We start from the raw sequence: 19,000 nt of genomic DNA, 5'->3' as shown, positions 1-19,000 counted from the left end.
GTTATCATCTATAAATGGAAAACAAACCCCTGACATCCAGATGCTGTCAGGGGTTTGTTTTGTCGAAAGAACGGGAATGGACTGGTAACGTTCGAGGGGGGATAATTTTGGAAACCCGTATGTGGACCATTCAGCGCTACAACGAACAGTACGGGCAGGAGGAGGAAGACGTGGTAGCTGTTGAATATCCGTTAACGATCGTCGTTAATGGAGAGGAATTTGCTACGATGGTCTGCACACCTATGGATATGGAGGACCTTGTGATTGGTTTTCTCGCTTCTGAGGGTGTGATTCTCACGTATAGGGAATTGACGCATCTAACCATCGACGAGGAGCGTGGGTTTGCCTACGTGGAAACATCCAGGACTGTTCCGTTTGTAATAGAAGGACAGAAGCGCTGGCTTGGCAGCTGCTGCGGAAAAAGCCGCGCGTTTTATTTTCAAAGTGATGCCGCTACGGCGAAAACGGCCGTGGATACGACGACGTTTTCACCGGAGCTGTGCTATCAGCTGATGGAAGCGTTCCATAAGGAAGCCGGCATGTTCAAGCAGACCGGCGGCGTCCATCAGGCAGCCATTGCCGGAAAATCAGGCCTTCTAAAGGCGTATACAGATATCGGCCGCCATAATGCGCTCGATAAATTATATGGATATATGCTCCGTCATCAAGTAAGTTCAAAAGAGAAGATGATTATTTTCAGTGGACGGATTTCCTCTGAAGTTCTTCTGAAGGTATCCAAAATGCGTTTCGGACTTCTCTTATCAAAATCCGCACCAACAGATCTGGCGCTGCAGCTGGCCGGCGATCTGAATATTACAGCGGCTGGATTCGTAAGAGGAAACCGTATGAACGTCTACACCCATCCAGACCGTGTAAAGGAAGAAAGTAAAGGAGGAGTCATGATTGAATGAACATACCGTCGTAAAAATAAACGGCACAGAATACCTCGCTGATCATCCGGACCAGACACTCATCCAATTAATGAATAAAGTCAATGAACAGGTGCCCCAGATCTGTTACAACGAATCCCTTGGACCGATCCAGACCTGTGATTCCTGTATCGTTCAGGTCGACGGAGAGCTTGTCCGGGCGTGCGGGACCAAAGTCAAGGCAGGCATGAAAGTGCAGACACAGCTTCCACATGTACATAAGGCGCAGAAGGAAGCTCTTGACCGTGTTCTTGAAAAGCATGAACTGTACTGTACCGTATGTGATTATAACAATGGATCGTGTGAAATCCACAATACCATGGCGGAATTCGGTATTGAGCACCAGGAACGTCCGTTTCAGCCGACAAGCTATGAAAAGGACTACTCAGGCACTTTTTACCGTTACGATCCCGACCAGTGTATCCTTTGCGGGCGCTGTGTAGAGGTTTGTCAGGACGTTCAGGTAAATGAGACGCTTACGATAGACTGGGAGCGTCAGGAGCCGCGGGTTATCTGGGATAATGATGTTCCCATTGATCAGTCTTCCTGTGTCAACTGCGGGCAGTGCTCGACGGTCTGTCCGTGTAACGCAATGATGGAAGTCGGCATGGAGGGTGAAGCTGGATTCTTAACAGATACGGAGCCTGGAATCCTGAAATCGATGATCAACTTAACGAAAAAAGTGGAAACCGGTTATGGTCCGTTGTTTGCTGTATCTGATTCTGAAGCAGCGATGCGTGAGGAAACGATCAAGAAGGAAAAAACCGTTTGTACTTACTGCGGTGTTGGATGTTCCTTTGATGTATGGACGAAGGACCGCCAGATTCTCAAGGTGGAGCCAAGTGCCCAGTCACCGGCCAACGGCATATCCACATGTATCAAAGGGAAATTCGGCTGGGACTACGTTAACAGTGAGGACCGCCTTCAGAAACCGCTCGTCCGCCGCGATGATCATTTTGTAGAGGTGGAGTGGGAAGAGGCGATGCAGTATGTCGTCGATCGTATGAAGAAAATCCTAGCTGAGAAAGGCCCGGATCATCTCGCCTTCATCGCATCCTCCAAAGCGACCAACGAGGAATCCTACCTGATGCAGAAGCTGGCCCGTCAGGTGATCGGAACGAACAACGTGGATAACTGTTCCCGCTACTGCCAGGCACCGGCAACGAAAGGATTGTTCCGTACGGTGGGGTATGGCGGTGATTCCGGCTCCATTGATGATCTCGGAGACAGTAAACTCGTCATTACCATCGGTTCCAACACAGCGGAATCCCATCCTGTTCTTGCTTCGCGCATCAAGCGTTCGCAGAAGCTGTTGGGACATAAGCTGTTCGTCTTTGACTTGAGAAAGCATGAAATGGCGAAGCGTGCCGATCGTTTTTATCAGCCGAAATCAGGCACCGATCTTGTCTGGCTTTCCGCTGTTACGAAATACATTCTCGATCAAGGGTGGGAAGATAAAAACTTCCTGGACGACTGGGTCAACGGCTTTGATGAATACCGGGAAAGCCTGGAGCCGTTTACGATGGAATATGCATCTGACCTGACCGGTATCCCGCAGGAGGAACTGAAGCAGGTGGCGGAAGAAGTGGCCACATCGGAAACGGTAGCGATCTGCTGGGCGATGGGCGTGACACAGCATATGCTTGGCAGTGATACAAGTACAGCCATCAGTAACCTCCTGCTTATTACCGGAAACTACGGGAAGCCGGGTACAGGCGCTTATCCACTCCGCGGCCACAACAACGTACAGGGATGCAGTGACTTCGGAAGTATGCCGAACTTCTTCCCGGGCTATGAATCAACCGAAGATGACGAGGTCCGCAGCCGGTACGAAAAAGCGTGGGGGACGGAACTTCCTAAAGAAACCGGCATGGATAATCACGAGATGATTGAAGCCATTCATGACGGGGAGCTTTCCATGATGTATGTCATGGGTGAGGATACAGGAATCGTTGATGCCAACATCAACTATGTAACGGCTGCCTTTGAAAAGCTCGATCTGTTCATCGTACAGGACTTGTTCCTGACGAAGACCGCTGAATATGCCGATGTTGTGCTGCCGGCTTCTCCAAGTCTTGAAAAGGACGGCACCTTTACGAATACGGAACGACGGATCCAGCGTCTTTATAAGAGCTTTGACCCGTTGGAAGGCACAAAGCCGGACTGGGAAATCATCCAGCTGATGGCCAAACATTTTGGTGTGGACTGGGGCTATGAGCATCCATCTGAAATTATGGCTGAAGCAGCCGGACTGGCACCGTTATTTGCCGGCGTTACTTATGAGCGTCTGGAAGGGTACAATTCCCTGCAGTGGCCTGTAGCCGAAGACGGTACAGATGAACCGCTTCTCTTCACCGAAGGCTTCCCGTTTGAGGATAAGAAGGCGAAGCTTTATCCGCTGACATATGAGCTGATGTACGATACGAACGAAGAATATGACCTGCATGTAAATAACGGACGGCTGCTGGAGCATTTCCACGAAGGCAACATGACCTACCGAACATCAGGCATCCAGAGAAAAACGCCGAATGCCTTTATTGAAGTTTCCGAGGAGCTCGCCAAAGAGCGGGGCATTGAAGAAGGAGCTGAAGTGAAGCTGATTTCTGAATCCGGTGAAGCGACCGGACAGGTGACGGTCACCGACCGTGTCCGCGGGAAAGAAATCTTCCTGCCGCTGAACAGCAATGGTAAATCAGCCATCAACTTCCTGACTGATAACCGGGTGGATAAAGACACAGACACACCGGCGTATAAGGAAATTGCCGTGAAAATGAAAGTGCTGAAGAAGAAAGGGAAGTCGCCGATTCCTAAGAATAACCACCGAAACGGAAACCCGGTGCCGCAGATCAGTGTGAAGGTCCAGAAAAAATGGCAGCGGGAAGATTACACATTCCCAGGCAGGGGGGCTCATTAATGGCACGGGCGATCACTGATATCAAACGATTGGAGAAATCGCGGGAAGAAGTCATTGAAGAGAATGTCCAGGAGGTCAAAGAAGCGGTCGCAGATAACAAGGATGCGATCCTGGAAGGCATCGAACTGCTCAGCGCCCTTCAAAAAGAAGGAACGCTCGAAACGCTTTCGGCGTTTGTGAAGGCGAAGGATGAAACCCTCGCCAATGTTGTCAGGGAAATTGACAAGGAACAGTATACACCACTATTGAACAATCTTCCTGAGCTGGTTTTCCTGCTTGGTGATTTGAACGTCAGCGGCATCCGCAGCTTGAGCAGCCGGCTGAATAATGGGCTGGAGCGTATGGAGGATGAAGGAACGACGAAAAAAATGAATATGCTTGATTTTGCCAAAGTGTTGAAAGATCCGGAAATCAACCGGAGCCTGACAATGCTGATGTCCTTTCTGAAAGGCATGGGACAGAAATAACCATTCAAACAGAAGCCTGAACCAAAATCTGGTTCAGGCTTTTTTTGTGCACAGCCGGCATCGGGAGGATTTCGCAAAGAGGAAATAGAAGGGGGAGAATAGAGAAGTTGAAAGGAGTGAGCCCTTTGAATTCAAGCATTGCTATTGTTACAGGAGTAGGAAGGGAAAAAGGCATCGGTACAGCCGTATGTCGCGCATTGGCATCGGCGGGGGTGGATATTTTCTTCACTTATTGGTCGGCTTATGACCGGTCGATGCCTTTCTATGACAGAAATACAGATGATGGGTGGCCGGAAAAGCTGAAAGAACAGGTTCAAAATTACGGGGTCTGCTGTGCGTCACTTGAACTCGATTTATCGAAAAAAGATGCTCCGGAAAAATTGCTGGATGTGGTGGAAGAACGCCTTGGAAGTCCTGCCATTCTCATAAACAATGCGACTTATTCCATTGACGCAGGCTTTAAATCTATGAATGCAGCTATTCTTGATGCCCATTATGAGGTGAATGTCAGAGGCACCCTTTTATTAACGACGGCTTTTGCACGGAGAATTGAAGGCAGGCACGGAGGAAGGGTAATCCATATGGTTTCCGGACAAGATCAATCGCCGGAACCCGGAAACCTTGCCTACGTATCGACGAAAGGGCAGTGTCTGCCTTTACAAAATCTGCAGCGATTGAACTGGCGCCGTTGAATATTACGGTCAATGCTGTCGACCCGGGTCCGACGAACACGGGGTGGATGACCGGGACGCTGAAAGATGAACTGAAGCCGAGATTTCCAATGGGACGGATCGGAGAACCTGAGGACGCTGCCCGCCTGATCTGTTTTCTAGCCGGAGAAGACTCCGGATGGGTGACGGGGCAGATCATCCATTCCGATGGAGGCTTCTTGTCATAAAAGCCTTCATGGAAAGCTGATAGGTACGGTCACGACTTTACTTATGAAAGCCGGACCGTTTCTTTTACATAATCCCGCGACATTGAAATGAACTCCCGCGCTGAAAAGGCGAGGTACTTATTCTTCTTCCATACCAGTCCGAGCTCCAGGCGGAGGTTGGGATGCGACAGAGGGAGAACAGCGATATTTTTGTCAGCCGCTTCCCGGGCAATCTGACTCGGAAGCAGGGCCACACCGATTTTTGCCTCCACCATCTCCATCATGAAGTCACGGTGGGAGCTGTGGCAGACGATATTCGGTTGAAAGCCGGCTGCCCGGCACTCTTCAATGATGCGGTCATGAAGAGTGAAATCCTCCCTGTATAGAATGAAAGGTTCATCCTGGAGTTCACCTAGATGGACAATGTCCTTAGCAGCTGTGGATGTATCTGTATGGACAAGAAGCATCAAAGGATCGTCTACAACCTTTAACGTGTGGAATTGCGAGGATTCCACAGGCAGGTTGCATACGAGTCCAAAATCCAGAGAACCGTCCTCGACGCCCTGTTTGATCATCTTCGATCCGACTTCACTTAAGAGAATGTCCACCTCGGGATATTTGTCACGGTAATAACGGATGATTTTTGAGAAAAAAGCTGCCCCTGTAATCGGTGGAATGCCGATACGAATCTTTCCTTTTTTCACGTTCGTAATATCATCCAGTTCCGCCGTCAAGTTGTGAAAGGCATCCAGTACTTGGATCGCGTTGGCGAGGACAGCCTCGCCGGCATCGGTCAGCTGTAGTACCTTGGATCGGTAAAACAGCGGTACACCAAGCTCTGTTTCCAGCTGTTTGACCGTTTTACTTAATGAAGGCTGGGACACATGCAGGGTAGAAGCGGCTTTTGTGAAGCTCATTTGTTTAGCGACTTCAGCAAAGTATTGCAAATGGCGGATATCCATATCTATTCCTCCCTGTAAAAAATTAGGTAATTCGAATGTCCTGGTATAACTAAAGAGAATAAGAGTGATTCCAAATATGTATTTTAGATATGCTTGCTTCTATTATAAGATAGAAAGCAACCAATAGATAGAAATTTCCGACAATTATTGGAAGCGTTTTCTGTCGGGGATCTTTTCATTTTATGAAGGAGGAATAAACAATGCAGGATTATGTCAAAGTGGGGAATCTGCAGGTCGCTCCTGTGCTGTATGAATTTATTAATAAACAGGCGGTGCCGGACAGCGGCATCTCCAGTGATGACTTCTGGGCGGGTCTTGAAGCCATTCTTCACCACCTCGCTCCAAAGAATAAACAGCTGCTGCAAATGCGTGATGAAATGCAGGAAAAAATCGATGACTGGCACCACAGCCATGATCTGTCCAACAAAGATGCCTATACCTCGTTCTTAAAGGAGCTGGGGTACATCGAGCCGGAAGTCAGGGACTATTCCATTTCCACAGAAAATATTGATGAGGAAATCTCCCGTCAGGCAGGCCCGCAGCTGGTCGTTCCTGTTAACAACGCCCGTTATGCCATTAATGCCGCCAACGCCCGCTGGGGGAGTTTGTATGATGCCCTTTATGGGACAGATGTGATCAGCGAGGAAAACGGGGCAGAACCCAAAGGGGATTACAACCCTGTCCGTGGAGAGAAAGTCATCGCTTATGCTAAATCGTTTCTTGACCGTACGTTCCCTCTTGCTGAAGGGTCCCATGAAGACGTAGAAGGCTACAGCATTTTTGATGGCCGTTTGAAAGTGAAAATGCCGGAAGGATCGACAGAGCTTAAACATACCGAGCAGCTGGCTGGATTCACTGGAGGACCTGATGCACCGGCGGGTGTGCTGCTGGTCAACAATGGCCTGCATGTTGAAATTCAAATCAATCGCAATGACCCAATCGGACAGACCGACCCGGCTGGTGTGAAGGATGTGCTTGTCGAATCGGCTGTGACAACGATTATGGATTTTGAGGACTCCGTCACAGCTGTTGATGCGGACGATAAGGTGGAAGTCTATCAAAATTATCTCGGTTTGCTGAAAGGCGACCTTTCCGTCACTTTCCAAAAAGGGGACCGTGAGATCAAGAGGGAGTTGAACCCGGACCGGACGTATACGACGCCGGACGGAAGTTCCCTGATCTTATCCGGGCGCTCTCTTATGTTCGCGCGAAATGTCGGGCATCTCATGACAACAGATGCGGTCCTTGACCAGAACGGGGAGGAAGTGCCGGAAGGAATTCTGGATACTGTTGTCACCGGACTGCTGGCGAAGCATGACTTGTTAAAAAATGGCCCGTATCAAAATTCTGCGAAGGGGTCTGTGTATATTGTAAAACCGAAGATGCATGGCTCCAAGGAAGTGGCGTTTGCCAACGAGTTATTCGAACGGACCGAGCAGCTTCTCGGTTATGAAACGAACACACTGAAAATCGGTGTGATGGATGAAGAACGCCGCACAACCTTGAATTTGAAAGCGTGTATCAAAGAAGTGAAGGAGCGTATCGCTTTCATAAATACCGGGTTTCTTGACAGGACTGGTGATGAAATCCACACGTCCATGGAAGCAGGGCCTGTCATCCGTAAAAATGATATGAAAGATTCCGCCTGGCTGCAGGGGTATGAAAAGTCGAACGTCCTCGTCGGCGTCAACGCTGGATTCCGTGGACGAGCCCAGATTGGAAAAGGAATGTGGGCGATGCCGGACCGTATGGCAGAGATGATTGCTGTAAAGGACGGCCAGTTGAAGGCGGGAGCGAACACCGCTTGGGTGCCTTCCCCGACGGCTGCAACTCTTCATGCCCTTCACTATCATGAAGTGGATACAGCTGATGTCCAAAAAGAAATTTCCGGGGACCCTGCCGTTCTTCAGCAGGACATTCTGAAGGTTCCTGTATCGAAGGACGGAGACTGGAGGGAAGAGGACATCCAGCATGAACTGGATAACAATGCCCAGGGAATTCTCGGCTATGTCGTCCGATGGGTCGAGCATGGCGTCGGATGTTCTAAAGTCCCGAATATCGACGACGTTGAATTGATGGAAGACCGGGCAACGCTCCGAATTTCCAGCCAGCATATGGCGAACTGGCTTCATCATGGCATCGTGCAGGAAGAGCAGGTCATGGAAACGTTGAAGCGGATGGCGAAGGTCGTGGACGAACAGAATGCGGACGATCCTGATTACAAAGCGATGTCCCATAACTATGAACAAAGCGTAGCCTTCCAGGCGGCCTGTGATCTCGTCTTCAAAGGAAAAGCTCAGCCGAATGGCTATACCGAACCGATTCTTCACAGACGACGCCGCGAAGCGAAACAGAAACAGTATGCCAGCCATTAAGAGAAAGGAGCCGGAATTCCGGCTCCTGTTCTCTTTCCGGCAGGGCCTGGTGGGAAACCAGAAGGGAGGATCCTGATGGACACTCAGGAACATGTAAAGTTTAAGGATATTTATGGAAATAGAGGAAGGCGGCTTCATGAACCCGTAACGGAGGAAGAAATCAGTGAACTGCTGACGCAGGCTCGTAGGGAAGGGCTGCACGTTGCTGTTGAATCCGGAGGGACGAAGCGGGGATATGGTGGGGCAAACGAGGGGTATGACTGGACACTCTCTCTGAAGAAGTATCGAGGAATAGTAGAACATAACGCAGGAGATATGACGATAACGGTAAAGCCCGGGACGACCATAGCTGAACTGCAGCGCTTTTTACAGGAGTACGGGCAGCAGGTGTCGCTTGATCCGCACTGGCCGGAGCAGGCAACAATCGGCGGGGTGATTTCTGCTAATGAAAGTGGCCCAAAGCGGTTAGCCTACGGATCAGCCCGTGATCACGTCATCGGACTGCGTGTCGTCTATCCTGATGGACGGATTATCCGCACAGGCGGGAAGGTCGTTAAAAATGTGGCCGGTTATGATATGAATAAATTGTTTATCGGTGCTATGGGGACGCTGGGTGTGATCAGTGAAATAACGATGAAACTGCGGCCTTCTCTAAAATATGAAAGCCTTGTTCTTGTATCTTTTCCTGACGGAGAGGAAGAAAAGCTCCGTAAATTGGCGGTCGATATCCAGGATGCCATGATCGAACCTGTAACACTTGAAATGGTAACACCGAAGCTGTCAGAAAAGCTTACAGGGACCCGGGCCTGCACCCTGCTTGTCGGGTTTGAGGATGTGGAGCGTTCCGTGAAGGAGCAGGAGGGATGGATGACCCATCACAAACCGGAGAATGCAGTTCTGGAGATCCTTCATAAGGAAGATGCAGAGAAGTTCTGGGAGCGATTTGCCGTCACCGTGCCGAATGCCCATGCTGAAGAAAAAGATCTGTGTGCTGTTGTAAAGGCAGGGACAAAGAATATGGATGTGTTCACGATGATGACAACGGCCTGTGATCTCGGAACCAGTCATCTTGTTGATATCGAAGGCCACGGAGGTCTGGGGCATGGCGTAAGCGAATGTGTCCTCCGAGGTCAGGAAGGCAATGTAACCGCTGTCATAAAAGGGTTGAGAGCGGAAGCCGAACAAAAAGGAGGATACGTCGTCATCAAACATCTACCTTATCATGTGAGGGAGAAGATGGATGTATGGGGGAGAAAGCCCGGGCACTTTTCCTTGATGGAAGGGATTAAAAAAGCGGTCGACCCTCATGGTGTGTGTAATCTCCAGCGTTACATAGGAGGGATTTAACTTGCTGAAAGAACTGGTAAAGAAGAAAGGCGCCTCTCTTCCCTGTGAAGAAAATACGCTCAGCAATTACTTTCCAAAAGACCACCCCGATGAAGCAAAGTGGGCGGACTGCGTACATTGCGGGATGTGTCTGGAAGCCTGTCCGACGTATCTGGAAACAGGTCAGGAACAGCATTCACCGAGAGGGCGCGTCCACTTAATCAAGTCTGTGGCCGAAGGGAAATTGAATGTGAACGAGGCTTTCGCTGACCCCGTTTTTCAATGCTTGGACTGCCGGGCCTGTACAACCGCCTGTCCGGCTGATGTCGATGTCGGGGGGCTGATTGAAGAAGCACGGGGGCAGGTGCGTCAGGCCATGCCGCTTCGTGGCTGGAAAGGAGCAGCAGGAAACTTTTTCCTTAAACGGCTGTTTCCCCATCCGAACCGTATGCAGACGGTGAGTGGGTTGTTAAAGCTGTATCAGCAGAGTGGTCTGCAGAAGGTGATGCGCAAATCCGGGGCGGTGAAGGTCATGCCGGACCACCTGGCAGGAATGGAAGCGATTATGCCGGAAATGAAAGCTTCTGTTCAGAAAACGTATAAAAACGTAGACGTTATTCCCGCCAAAGGGGCAGCCAAGGCAAGAGTGGCGATGCTGACCGGATGTATCATGGATGTCATGTTCGGGGATATCAATGAATCAACCATCCATGTCCTTACTTACAATGGCAATGAGGTGACCCTCCCGAAACAGCAGACGTGCTGCGGGGCACTCCACGTGCACGCCGGCGACCGTGATACGGGGCGGAAACTTGCCAAACAAAATATCGAAGCGTTCGAGGATGCCGGCAAAGTGATTGTCAATGCTGCCGGGTGCGGCTGTGCCCTGAAAGAATACCCGGAGCTGTTTAAGGATGATCCGAAGTGGCGCGAGCGGGCTGAAAAATTCGCGGCAAAAGTGGAGGACGTTTCCAAGTACTTATATGACACAGGTTATGTGAAGCCGGAAAGTCCAATCCAGAAACGCATCACCTATCATGATGCCTGCCACCTGGCTCACGGACAGGGGGTGCGCCACGAACCGAGGCAGATGCTCCAGGATATCCCAGGGGTTGAGTATAAAGAGATGAAAAATGCGGACACCTGTTGTGGTAGTGCCGGAATTTATAACCTGACCAACCCGGAAATGGCGGGTGCCGTGCTCGACCGGAAAATGACCGACGTCCCAGAAGATGTGGAGATGATTTCAATGGGAAATCCGGGCTGCATGCTGCAAATGGCGATGGGTGTTCAAAAATACGGACGGCGCAGTGAAATCGTCCATACGATCCAGCTGCTGGACTGGGCGTATCAAAAGGATGAGCAGGCGGCCGGAAGGAAAGGATGAGGACAGATGTTGAAAAGAAAAAAGCAGAACAAGGTGGATCCTCATATCCGCAGCTTAATCAAAATTGTCGGGGAGCAGGAAATCCTTTATAAGCCGGAAGACTTAATTTCTTACGACTGTGACGGTTTTACAGTCCATAAAGCTCTGCCAAAAGCGGTTGTATTTCCTAAAAATACAGAAGAAGTGGCGGCTCTCGTGCGGTACTGCCATATGAATCATCTGCCCTTTCTCGCCCGCGGCGCCGGGACGGGATTGAGCGGGGGAGCGATTCCTCTTAATAATGAAGTCATTATCACTCTCGTAAAAATGAAGCAGCTGCTACATGTAGACTTTGAAAACCGTCAGGCAGTCGTCCAGCCGGGGTACGTCAATTTAAAGCTGACCAATTCCATTTCAGATAAAGGGTACTATTACGCGCCGGATCCTTCCAGTCAGTATGTATGCACCATCGGAGGGAACGTAGCGGAAAACGCCGGCGGGGCCCATTGTTTGAAATACGGAGTAACGACCAACCATATTCTCGGTCTGGAAGTCGTCCTGCCTCATGGGGAAGTGATCGAAATCAGCCGCGAGGGGGCTCCCGACATCCCCGGGTACGATGTGATGGGGCTGTTGACCGGTTCGGAAGGGACCCTGGGCATTGTCACGAAGATTACTGTCCGGATCTTAAAGAGTCCGCAGGGGAAAAAGACGGTCCTTGCTTATTTCGATGATGTGGAAGATGGAAGCCGGGCGGTTTCGGATATCATCGCTGCCGGCATCGTACCGGCCGCCCTTGAAATGATGGACAAGACGGCCATTGAAGGAGTGGAGGCAGGGACATTCCCTGTCGGCCATCCCCCGGATATAGAAGCTTTCCTTTTGATCGAAGTAGACGGAATCATGGCCGGTTTGGAAGAGCAGATCGATCAAATCCTGGAAGTCTGTCAAAGCTGGAATGTACGGGAAGTGAAAGTAGCAAAAAGTGAGGAAGAACGATCACGCTGGTGGGCCAACCGCAAAACCGGATTCGGAGCGATGGGGGCGATTTCCCCGGACTACCTCGTCCAGGACGGGGTGATTCCCAGAAGCCGCCTTCCGGAGGTGCTGAAGGAAATTGAGAAAATCAGCCGCGAGTCAGGTCTGCGGATCGCTAACATTTTTCATGCTGGAGACGGCAATCTGCACCCGCTGATCCTGTTTGATTCCCGAATCCCGGGAGAAACCGAAAAAGCCCTTCAGGCAGGAACCGCCTGCTTGAAAGCCTGCGCGGATGTGGGAGGTTCGATCACCGGGGAGCATGGCGTCGGGATTGAGAAAAAAGAAGAAATGCGTTTCATTTTTACAGACGAAGAAATTGATGCGCAGCTCGATATTCGTGATGTATTCAATCCTTATGATCTATTAAACCAGGGCAAGCTGTTTCCAAAGCCGAGCCGCTGCATGGACGTGAAGAAAATCGTCAGGGACACGGTGGCTGTCCAATCTTGAAAAAGGAGTCGATCCAATTGAAATTTGTCCGCGTATCGTATGAGAACCAGATCTATGAAGCAACCATCCATGGCGATGATGTCAGTTTTATTGAAGGAGATAAATATGGGCGCTGGCGGTATACGGGAGAGGTGCGGCCGCTTGATCAAGTCCGTCTGCTCGCGCCGGTAAAACCAGAGAAGGTGATCGGGATCGGAGCCAACTATGCTGCGGAGGCAGAAGAGCTGCCGGAGACCCTTCCAGATCTGCCTGTGTTCTTCTTGAAGCCATCCTCTTCTGTCATTGGTCCGGAAGAGGACATAGAAATTCCCGAGCCGGTCAGAGAAGTAATATTTGAGTCTGAACTGGCTGTCGTCATTGGAAAGGAAGCAAAAAATATAGCAGAATCCGACGTCTATGACCACATTTTCGGCTATACCATCGGAAATGATGTGACGGCCCCGCAGTTTTTTCACGAGGATGGCCACTGGACGCTGGGAAAAGCTTTTGATACGTTTACGCCGCTTGGTCCTGTCGTGGAAACCAGCCTTCGTCCGGAAGAAGTGTATGTCAAAGCGGATATCAATGGAGTGGAAACACAGAACAGCCCGACACGTTTGATGATCGTTCCGCTTGCTCCGATGGTCGCTTATTTATCCAAGGTGATGACGCTTCAGCCCGGGGATGTCATCCTGACAGGAAGTCCACTAGGCGCACATTTTGTAAAGGATCAGGATATCATTGAATGTAAAATTGACGAAATCGGTGTGCTGAGAAATAAAGCCGTTCGGTCCACTGTATCCATCGAGTCGTAGAGTCTGAGACTCATCGGTTCTACTCGTCCGGTGATGGAGAGGTCATGATCATCGGACGGGTTGGTTCAGAGGCGGCTTACCATCTCTCGAGATCTTCTTCACGTCCTTTATTTGCTCGGGGCAGCATGTCTTTTGTCGTTATTTGTAATATTTACTTAATTTTCTAATTTTCATTGAAACTGTCATCAGGTGACCTTATAATGTAAAAGAAAACGCTTACATCAAGGAGATTCAACAATGGAACAGGGAACAAATAAGATGGAGGGTGAGCCATGAACACCGGAATGTTAGCACTCTTATCACTGCTGCCGATTGTTGCTGTTGGAATTTTTCTCGTTGGTCTCCGATGGCCGGCCAGCCGGGCCATGCCGATCTCGTACATAGTTGCTGTGCTGCTTGCTTTATTTGTGTGGAAAGTACCAGGGGCTGTCGTAGCCGCAGCCTCTGTCAATGGACTCGTCGTTGCCGGGACCCTGCTTTACATCATTTTTGGTGCTATTCTTCTGCTGAATACCCTGCAGGAGAGTGGAGGACTGAAGACGATCCGGCAGGGGTTTATCGATATTTCCCCGGACCGGCGGATCCAGGTGATTATCATTGCCTGGCTGTTCGGGGCGTTTATTGAAGGATCGGCAGGCTTTGGGACACCGGCAGCTGTTGCCGTACCTTTGCTGGTAGGTCTTGGGTTTCCGGCGATGGCGGCTGTCACAGCGGGGATGGTCATCCAGAGCACCCCGGTATCTTTCGGTGCTGTAGGAACTCCGATTCTTGTCGGGGTTCAGACGGGCTTGTCGGCAGATGCTTCCATTTCATCCAACTTCCTGGCTATGGTCACGACGATTGGCGGGCGCGCTGCCATTCTCCACGCCATTGTCGGAACATTGATTCCTCTATTTGTTGTCGCTTTAATGACGCGGTTCTTTGGAGAAAACAAATCCTTCAGTGAAGGTATACGTGTCTGGAAGTTCGCTTTATTTGCGGCTTTTGCCATGACCATTCCGTATACAATCGTAGCGAACCTTCTCGGACCTGAATTCCCGTCCATGATCGGCGGTCTGGTTGGACTGGCCATCGTCGTTCCGGCTGCTAAAAAAGGGTTTCTTATTCCAAAGGACGAAAAACACTGGGATTTCCCTGATGCATCCAAATGGGACCCATCGTGGACCGGCCGTATTGAGATTAAGGATATCGCCCATCAAAGCGGACGGATTTCCATGGTCCGGGCCTGGATGCCGTATGTTCTCGTCGGAGCCTTCCTTGTATTGACGCGTTTGAAATCCCTGCCGGTCCTGGATTGGGTGCAGTCATGGACGGTGGCGTTCCCGAATTTATTCGGAACCGGCATCTCATCGAGTTTTCAACCCCTGTACCTGCCCGGCACGATTTTTGTTCTCGTCTCTTTGATTACATTTTTCATCCATCAAATGAATGGAGGCGCCTATAAAGAAGCCTGGGCTCATTCTGGAAAAACGATGATTCCGGCATCAGCCGCGCTGTTATTTACGGTCCCGATGGTGCAGGTTTTCTTGAATTCAGGGGGAGGAGCTGCGGGATTTGGCAGTATGCCGATTGAACTGGCGAATGGTGTTGCCGGTCTGGCCGGTGATTTCTGGCCCCTGTTTTCTTCCTTCGTCGGTGGTCTGGGAGCGTTTATTGCTGGAAGTAATACAATCAGTAATATGATGTTTTCGCTTTTCCAATATGATGTCGGTTCCCAGATTGGTGTGGATGCCTCCTGGATGGTGGCTCTCCAGGCAGTAGGGGGAGCGGCTGGGAATATGATCTGCGTTCATAACGTGGTTGCCGCCTGTGCGGTCGTCGGCCTTGTCGGGAAAGAAGGGGACATTATCAGGAAAACGATTTTCCCGTTCCTTTACTATGCAGCATCGGCAGGAGCGCTTGGATATTCCATCGTCTGGACGGCTGAAAAAGGAATATTCAACCTCGGCTCCATGCTTGCTGCTATCATTACGACCGCTGCCGTCTATGTGATTGCCACCAATCATAAACGGCTTCCGGAGAGCGGGCTGCGAAATCAGAAAAATGTTCGTGCCGCCAAATGAAAACACGCCCGGGACGCGGAGACGCGTCGTTCGGGCGTGTTTTGTTAAATATCAATGAAGAACCAGATGACCATGATCAGAGTGATGACAATTTTGGCCGCCGTTCCGCTCAGGAAGCCGAACAAGGAGCCTGCAGCCGCCTTAAAGGCATCCTGACTTTCCCGTTTTTGAACAAGTTCAACGATGATGACGAGTACAAAAGGTACGACCAGGATTCCAAAAGGCGGGATAATGAACGAGCCGACGATGACCCCGACGGCCGCTGCCCGCTCACCCCATTTGCTGCCTCCATACCGTTTTACAAAATAACTATTGGCTATGATATCTGATATGATCAGTAGAATCGTAAGGACGACTGCTCCGATCCAGAAAAAGATCGATAGTTCGTTCCCATCTACAAAAAAGAAATAGATCAGGAATCCAATCCATAACACCAGTGGTCCTGGTATAATCGGGAAAATTACACTGGCAAAGCTCGCCGCAAAGCTGGCGATGATCAATACCCATATTAAAATGTCCATTCTTCCATCCTCCTCATTTACACTACGCTTCTACTACGATTCACAACAAAAAAGGTTTCTAAACTTTTCTTTCTTAAATGCTCAGGTTTTGTTTGAAAGAGTAAAGGGAGCTCTCCTAAGGGACCATAGCTAAGGAAATTCCGTCACATCAATTTGTGTGTACAGGCGTCCAAGGTGTCTTGGTAACCCGCTAAAGTCGTTCCAGCGGTTCTATCATCTTCATATTCTGCAAATGGACAGGCCTGTATACGGACGGTTTTGAAAAAAACCTCGAGGTCGTGTGTATGATAGACTTTTTCCGTAGATGAATTTTTAGATTTTGCTATAACAAAAGACGGCCTTCTAAATAATAGAAGGCCGCCTCTTTTCCCGTTCGTCATTTGGTAAGGTCACGGGGAGCTTATCGGTGGTGACGCCCGCGGCACGCATCCACCGATAAGCGGAACGTGACCATCTGGACATATGGTCAGATCCAACGATGTGAATGGGTTATTTCTGAAATTTACAGACCTGTGAAAGCATCCGTTTTTAAAGGTTTATTTTAGTCCGAGTTCCTGACGGTCAGGGGGAGCCATGAATTCAGGACCGACTGGATCATTCACATGCTTCAATAGAATCTCATCGATATCATGCATCGTTTGTTCATCAATCTGGAAATCACTGATTCCGTTTACAGGGTTCAGCTGGTCCGGACGGCGTCCACCCATAAGGGCAATACCGGAGCCCGGCTGATCAAGCACCCAGCGTACGGCGAGCTGTAGAACGGATTTTCCGAAGCGTTTTTCTGCAAGCTGCTCCAGTTCCTGTACAGCATTCAAATACTGCTTGAACCGGGGCTGATTGAATTTCGGATCGTTGTTCCTCAGGTCGTCGCCTTCAAATTCACGATCGGTGGACATTTTCCCTGACAGCAGTCCGCGGCACAGGGATCCGTAGGAGATCGTCGTAATCTCGTGATCCTGTACGTATGGGAGTGTTTTGGATTCAATCTCCCGTTCAAACAAGTTGTACGGCGGCTGCAGCGTATGGAGCGGTGCAGCCTCACGGAAGATGTCCATCTGCTCCGGCGTGAAGTTACTGACTCCGATGGCGCGGATTTTCCCTTGTTTATACAGGTAGGACAATGCTTCTGCGGTCTCATGAATCGGTGTGACCGGATCCGGCCAGTGCACCTGATAAATATCGATGTAATCCGTCTGCAGGCGGCGGAGAGAGTCTTCGACTTCCTGGTGGATTCGTTCCTTGCTGGCATTACGGAAGACTGTTTCCTCGTCTTTCCAGTCCATGGCCACCTTCGTAGCTAAAAGAAGATCCTCACGTCGTCCATACTGGCGGACAGCTTCTCCGACAATTTCCTCTGATTTACCAAATCCATATACAGGTGCTGTATCAATTAAGTTAATGCCTTGATCAAGAGCGGAATGAATCGTTTTGATGGATTCCTTTTCGTCCGTTCCGCCCCACATCCAGCCACCGATCGCCCATGTACCGAGGCCGATGCGGCTGGCTTCCATTGATGTATTACTAATTCTTACTTTTTCCATTATTTCACCTCCACAATCAAACACATAATGGGATGTACCCGATTTTTATGGAAGTTAATCGCCCTCATCCGTATCTTTTACCAGGGAACCTATCCACCGTTTCCGTGGTAGGTTATACTAATGGAAACGACGAAAGGGGCTGGGGGATTGGAAACAGCGGGAAAGATTCATTCAGATAATCAAAAGCCTAAAAAAAGATGGAAAAAACCTGTATTCTGGACCATGGGGATTGTCTTCACCCTGCTTCTGGCTGCACTTATTTTTGTAAACGCTTACACTGTACGGAGCCTCCCTGAAACAGAGGGGGAGGTTTCTCTTAAAGGTTTGTCGAGTTCGGTGGAAGTGCTTCGGGACGAGTATGGCGTGCCTCATATTGAAGCGGATACGCTGCATGATCTATTCATGGCCCAGGGGTATGTGCAGGCTCAGGACCGGCTGTTTCAGATGGAGCTTGCCCGGAGGCAGGCGTCAGGGCGGTTGAGTGAAGTCGTCGGCGAAGCGACGGTGGAGCAGGACCGCTATTTCCGGACACTCGGACTCCGAAGGGCGGCAGAAAAATCGCTGGCTGTTTATCCAGAGGAGACGATCGAACTTCTGGAAGCTTTCGCGGACGGGGTGAACGCTTATATGGAATCAGAACCGCTTCCGCCCGAATTCGCCATGATGGCCATTGACCCGGCGCCTTGGACACCGTTGGATTCATTAACGATTGGAAAATATATGGCGTTTGACTTAGGGGGTCACTGGGAGCGGCAGGCGTTTCATTATTACTTACTGGAAAACTTCCCGGAGGAGGAGGCATACGAATTGTTCTCCGGTTATCCGGAAGGGGCTCCGACCGTGTTAGCGGACGCTGAAGGACTGGATATGGAAAAAAGCTTTGCTGATGCAGTCATTCCCCATGAACTCAATGGAAGCAACAACTGGGTGGTGAGCGGAAGCCGGACAGCCTCAGGTGCACCGGTGCTTGCCGATGATCCCCATCTTGGAATGGCCACCCCCTCCATCTGGTATCAGATGAATTTGAGGGCACCGGATTATGAGGTCTCCGGCGTTATCTTCGCGGGTATACCAGGGATCATTCTTGGTCATAACCCCTCTATAGCCTGGGGCGTAACGAACGTCGGACCGGATGTGCAGCAGCTGTATATGGAAAAAAGAAATCCGGATAATCCGAGGCCACTGAAAAACTGAGGATTTGTGAAAGGTAGAATTCAAAAAAGCGGATTGTATGGATAAAATAGTCCATGCAATCCGCTTTTCTTCTATTTTCATGAGGCTTACCCTTTCTATTCCTTCATTAGTTTCACGATTCGTTTCACATTCGCTGTGAAAATCGCCATGGCGCCTTGAAGGCGCATGCCTTCGAGA

The 19,000-nt window shown here is 50.0% G+C and carries 12 protein-coding genes and 2 pseudogenes; 11 read left to right on the top strand and 3 right to left on the bottom strand.

From position 1 onward, the window contains the following. Positions 1–119 precede the first annotated feature (119 nt). The 4 genes and pseudogenes from fdhD to GLV97_RS17575 all read left to right on the top strand — a co-directional run bounded on the left by fdhD (position 120) and on the right by GLV97_RS17575 (position 5,208). Complete coding sequence (gene fdhD, locus GLV97_RS17590) at positions 120–911, top strand: formate dehydrogenase accessory sulfurtransferase FdhD (protein ID WP_160890263.1); 792 nt, start codon at positions 120–122, stop codon at positions 909–911. Then, on the top strand, positions 904–3,843 hold the full coding sequence (gene fdhF, locus GLV97_RS17585) for a formate dehydrogenase subunit alpha (RefSeq protein WP_160835347.1): 2,940 nt from the start codon (positions 904–906) through the stop codon (positions 3,841–3,843). The genes fdhD and fdhF overlap by 8 nt, the downstream gene beginning before the upstream one ends. Further along, positions 3,843–4,310 carry a DUF1641 domain-containing protein gene (locus GLV97_RS17580; protein ID WP_160835348.1) on the top strand — a complete coding sequence of 156 codons (468 nt, stop codon included), beginning with the start codon at positions 3,843–3,845 and terminating at the stop codon, positions 4,308–4,310. Before fdhF ends, GLV97_RS17580 begins: the two co-directional genes overlap by 1 nt. Positions 4,311–4,426: 116 nt before the next feature. Further along, positions 4,427–5,208, top strand: a pseudogene (locus GLV97_RS17575) (SDR family oxidoreductase). Positions 5,209–5,249: 41 nt separating this feature from the next. Here the strand turns inward: GLV97_RS17575 and GLV97_RS17570 are convergent. Then, on the bottom strand, positions 5,250–6,149 hold the full coding sequence (locus GLV97_RS17570; RefSeq protein ID WP_160890232.1) for a LysR family transcriptional regulator: 900 nt from the start codon (positions 6,147–6,149) through the stop codon (positions 5,250–5,252). Positions 6,150–6,349: 200 nt separating this feature from the next. On the opposite strand from GLV97_RS17570, the gene GLV97_RS17565 reads away from it, so the two are divergent. The 6 genes from GLV97_RS17565 (at position 6,350) to GLV97_RS17540 (ending at position 15,564) form a co-directional block, all read left to right on the top strand. Continuing rightward, complete coding sequence (locus GLV97_RS17565) at positions 6,350–8,524, top strand: malate synthase G (protein WP_160890231.1); 2,175 nt, start codon at positions 6,350–6,352, stop codon at positions 8,522–8,524. Positions 8,525–8,599: 75 nt separating this feature from the next. Continuing rightward, entirely contained in the window at positions 8,600–9,871 is a 1,272-nt protein-coding gene (locus GLV97_RS17560; protein WP_160890230.1) for an FAD-binding oxidoreductase, read from the top strand. Between the two features lie 4 nt (positions 9,872–9,875). After that, on the top strand, positions 9,876–11,237 hold the full coding sequence (locus GLV97_RS17555; protein ID WP_423784979.1) for a (Fe-S)-binding protein: 1,362 nt from the start codon (positions 9,876–9,878) through the stop codon (positions 11,235–11,237). Positions 11,238–11,243: 6 nt separating this feature from the next. Continuing rightward, the gene (locus GLV97_RS17550; protein WP_160890229.1) at positions 11,244–12,707 is read left to right on the top strand and encodes an FAD-linked oxidase C-terminal domain-containing protein; all 1,464 of its coding nucleotides are present in this window, start codon (positions 11,244–11,246) and stop codon (positions 12,705–12,707) included. A gap of 17 nt (positions 12,708–12,724) precedes the next feature. Then, positions 12,725–13,501, top strand: a complete 777-nt coding sequence (locus tag GLV97_RS17545; RefSeq protein WP_160890228.1) for a fumarylacetoacetate hydrolase family protein — start codon at positions 12,725–12,727, stop codon at positions 13,499–13,501. A gap of 272 nt (positions 13,502–13,773) precedes the next feature. Then, the gene (locus GLV97_RS17540; RefSeq protein WP_160835355.1) at positions 13,774–15,564 is read left to right on the top strand and encodes an L-lactate permease; all 1,791 of its coding nucleotides are present in this window, start codon (positions 13,774–13,776) and stop codon (positions 15,562–15,564) included. 44 nt (positions 15,565–15,608) lie between these two features. Here the strand turns inward: GLV97_RS17540 and GLV97_RS17535 are convergent, their stop codons facing one another. Next, positions 15,609–16,085, bottom strand: coding sequence for a DUF456 domain-containing protein (locus tag GLV97_RS17535; protein WP_160890227.1), 477 nt, complete (start codon positions 16,083–16,085; stop codon positions 15,609–15,611). 536 nt (positions 16,086–16,621) lie between these two features. Further along, complete coding sequence (locus tag GLV97_RS17530) at positions 16,622–17,629, bottom strand: aldo/keto reductase (RefSeq protein ID WP_160842018.1); 1,008 nt, start codon at positions 17,627–17,629, stop codon at positions 16,622–16,624. Between the two features lie 120 nt (positions 17,630–17,749). On the opposite strand from GLV97_RS17530, the pseudogene GLV97_RS17525 reads away from it, so the two are divergent. Beyond that, positions 17,750–18,805, top strand: a pseudogene (locus tag GLV97_RS17525) (penicillin acylase family protein); the annotation flags it as partial. Positions 18,806–19,000 lie beyond the last annotated feature (195 nt).

The sequence above is a fragment of the Halobacillus litoralis genome (genome assembly GCF_009856355.1).
Lineage (GTDB): Bacteria > Bacillota > Bacilli > Bacillales > Halobacillaceae > Halobacillus > Halobacillus litoralis_B.
The sequence above is the reverse complement of the archived record's forward strand: the minus strand, read 5'-3'. Positions and strand labels throughout refer to the sequence as shown.

What these genes read in the sequence shown, in the direction of transcription:
- fdhD (WP_160890263.1), top strand. Translation starts at nt 120, where the DNA reads ATGTGGACCATTCAGCGCTACAACGAACAGTACGGGCAGGAGGAGGAA.
- GLV97_RS17580 (WP_160835348.1), top strand. Translation starts at nt 3,843, where the DNA reads ATGGCACGGGCGATCACTGATATCAAACGATTGGAGAAATCGCGGGAA.
- GLV97_RS17570 (WP_160890232.1), bottom strand. Translation starts at nt 6,149, where the DNA reads ATGGATATCCGCCATTTGCAATACTTTGCTGAAGTCGCTAAACAAATG.
- GLV97_RS17565 (WP_160890231.1), top strand. Translation starts at nt 6,350, where the DNA reads ATGCAGGATTATGTCAAAGTGGGGAATCTGCAGGTCGCTCCTGTGCTG.
- GLV97_RS17560 (WP_160890230.1), top strand. Translation starts at nt 8,600, where the DNA reads ATGGACACTCAGGAACATGTAAAGTTTAAGGATATTTATGGAAATAGA.
- GLV97_RS17550 (WP_160890229.1), top strand. Translation starts at nt 11,244, where the DNA reads ATGTTGAAAAGAAAAAAGCAGAACAAGGTGGATCCTCATATCCGCAGC.
- GLV97_RS17540 (WP_160835355.1), top strand. Translation starts at nt 13,774, where the DNA reads ATGAACACCGGAATGTTAGCACTCTTATCACTGCTGCCGATTGTTGCT.
- GLV97_RS17535 (WP_160890227.1), bottom strand. Translation starts at nt 16,085, where the DNA reads ATGGACATTTTAATATGGGTATTGATCATCGCCAGCTTTGCGGCGAGC.
- GLV97_RS17530 (WP_160842018.1), bottom strand. Translation starts at nt 17,629, where the DNA reads ATGGAAAAAGTAAGAATTAGTAATACATCAATGGAAGCCAGCCGCATC.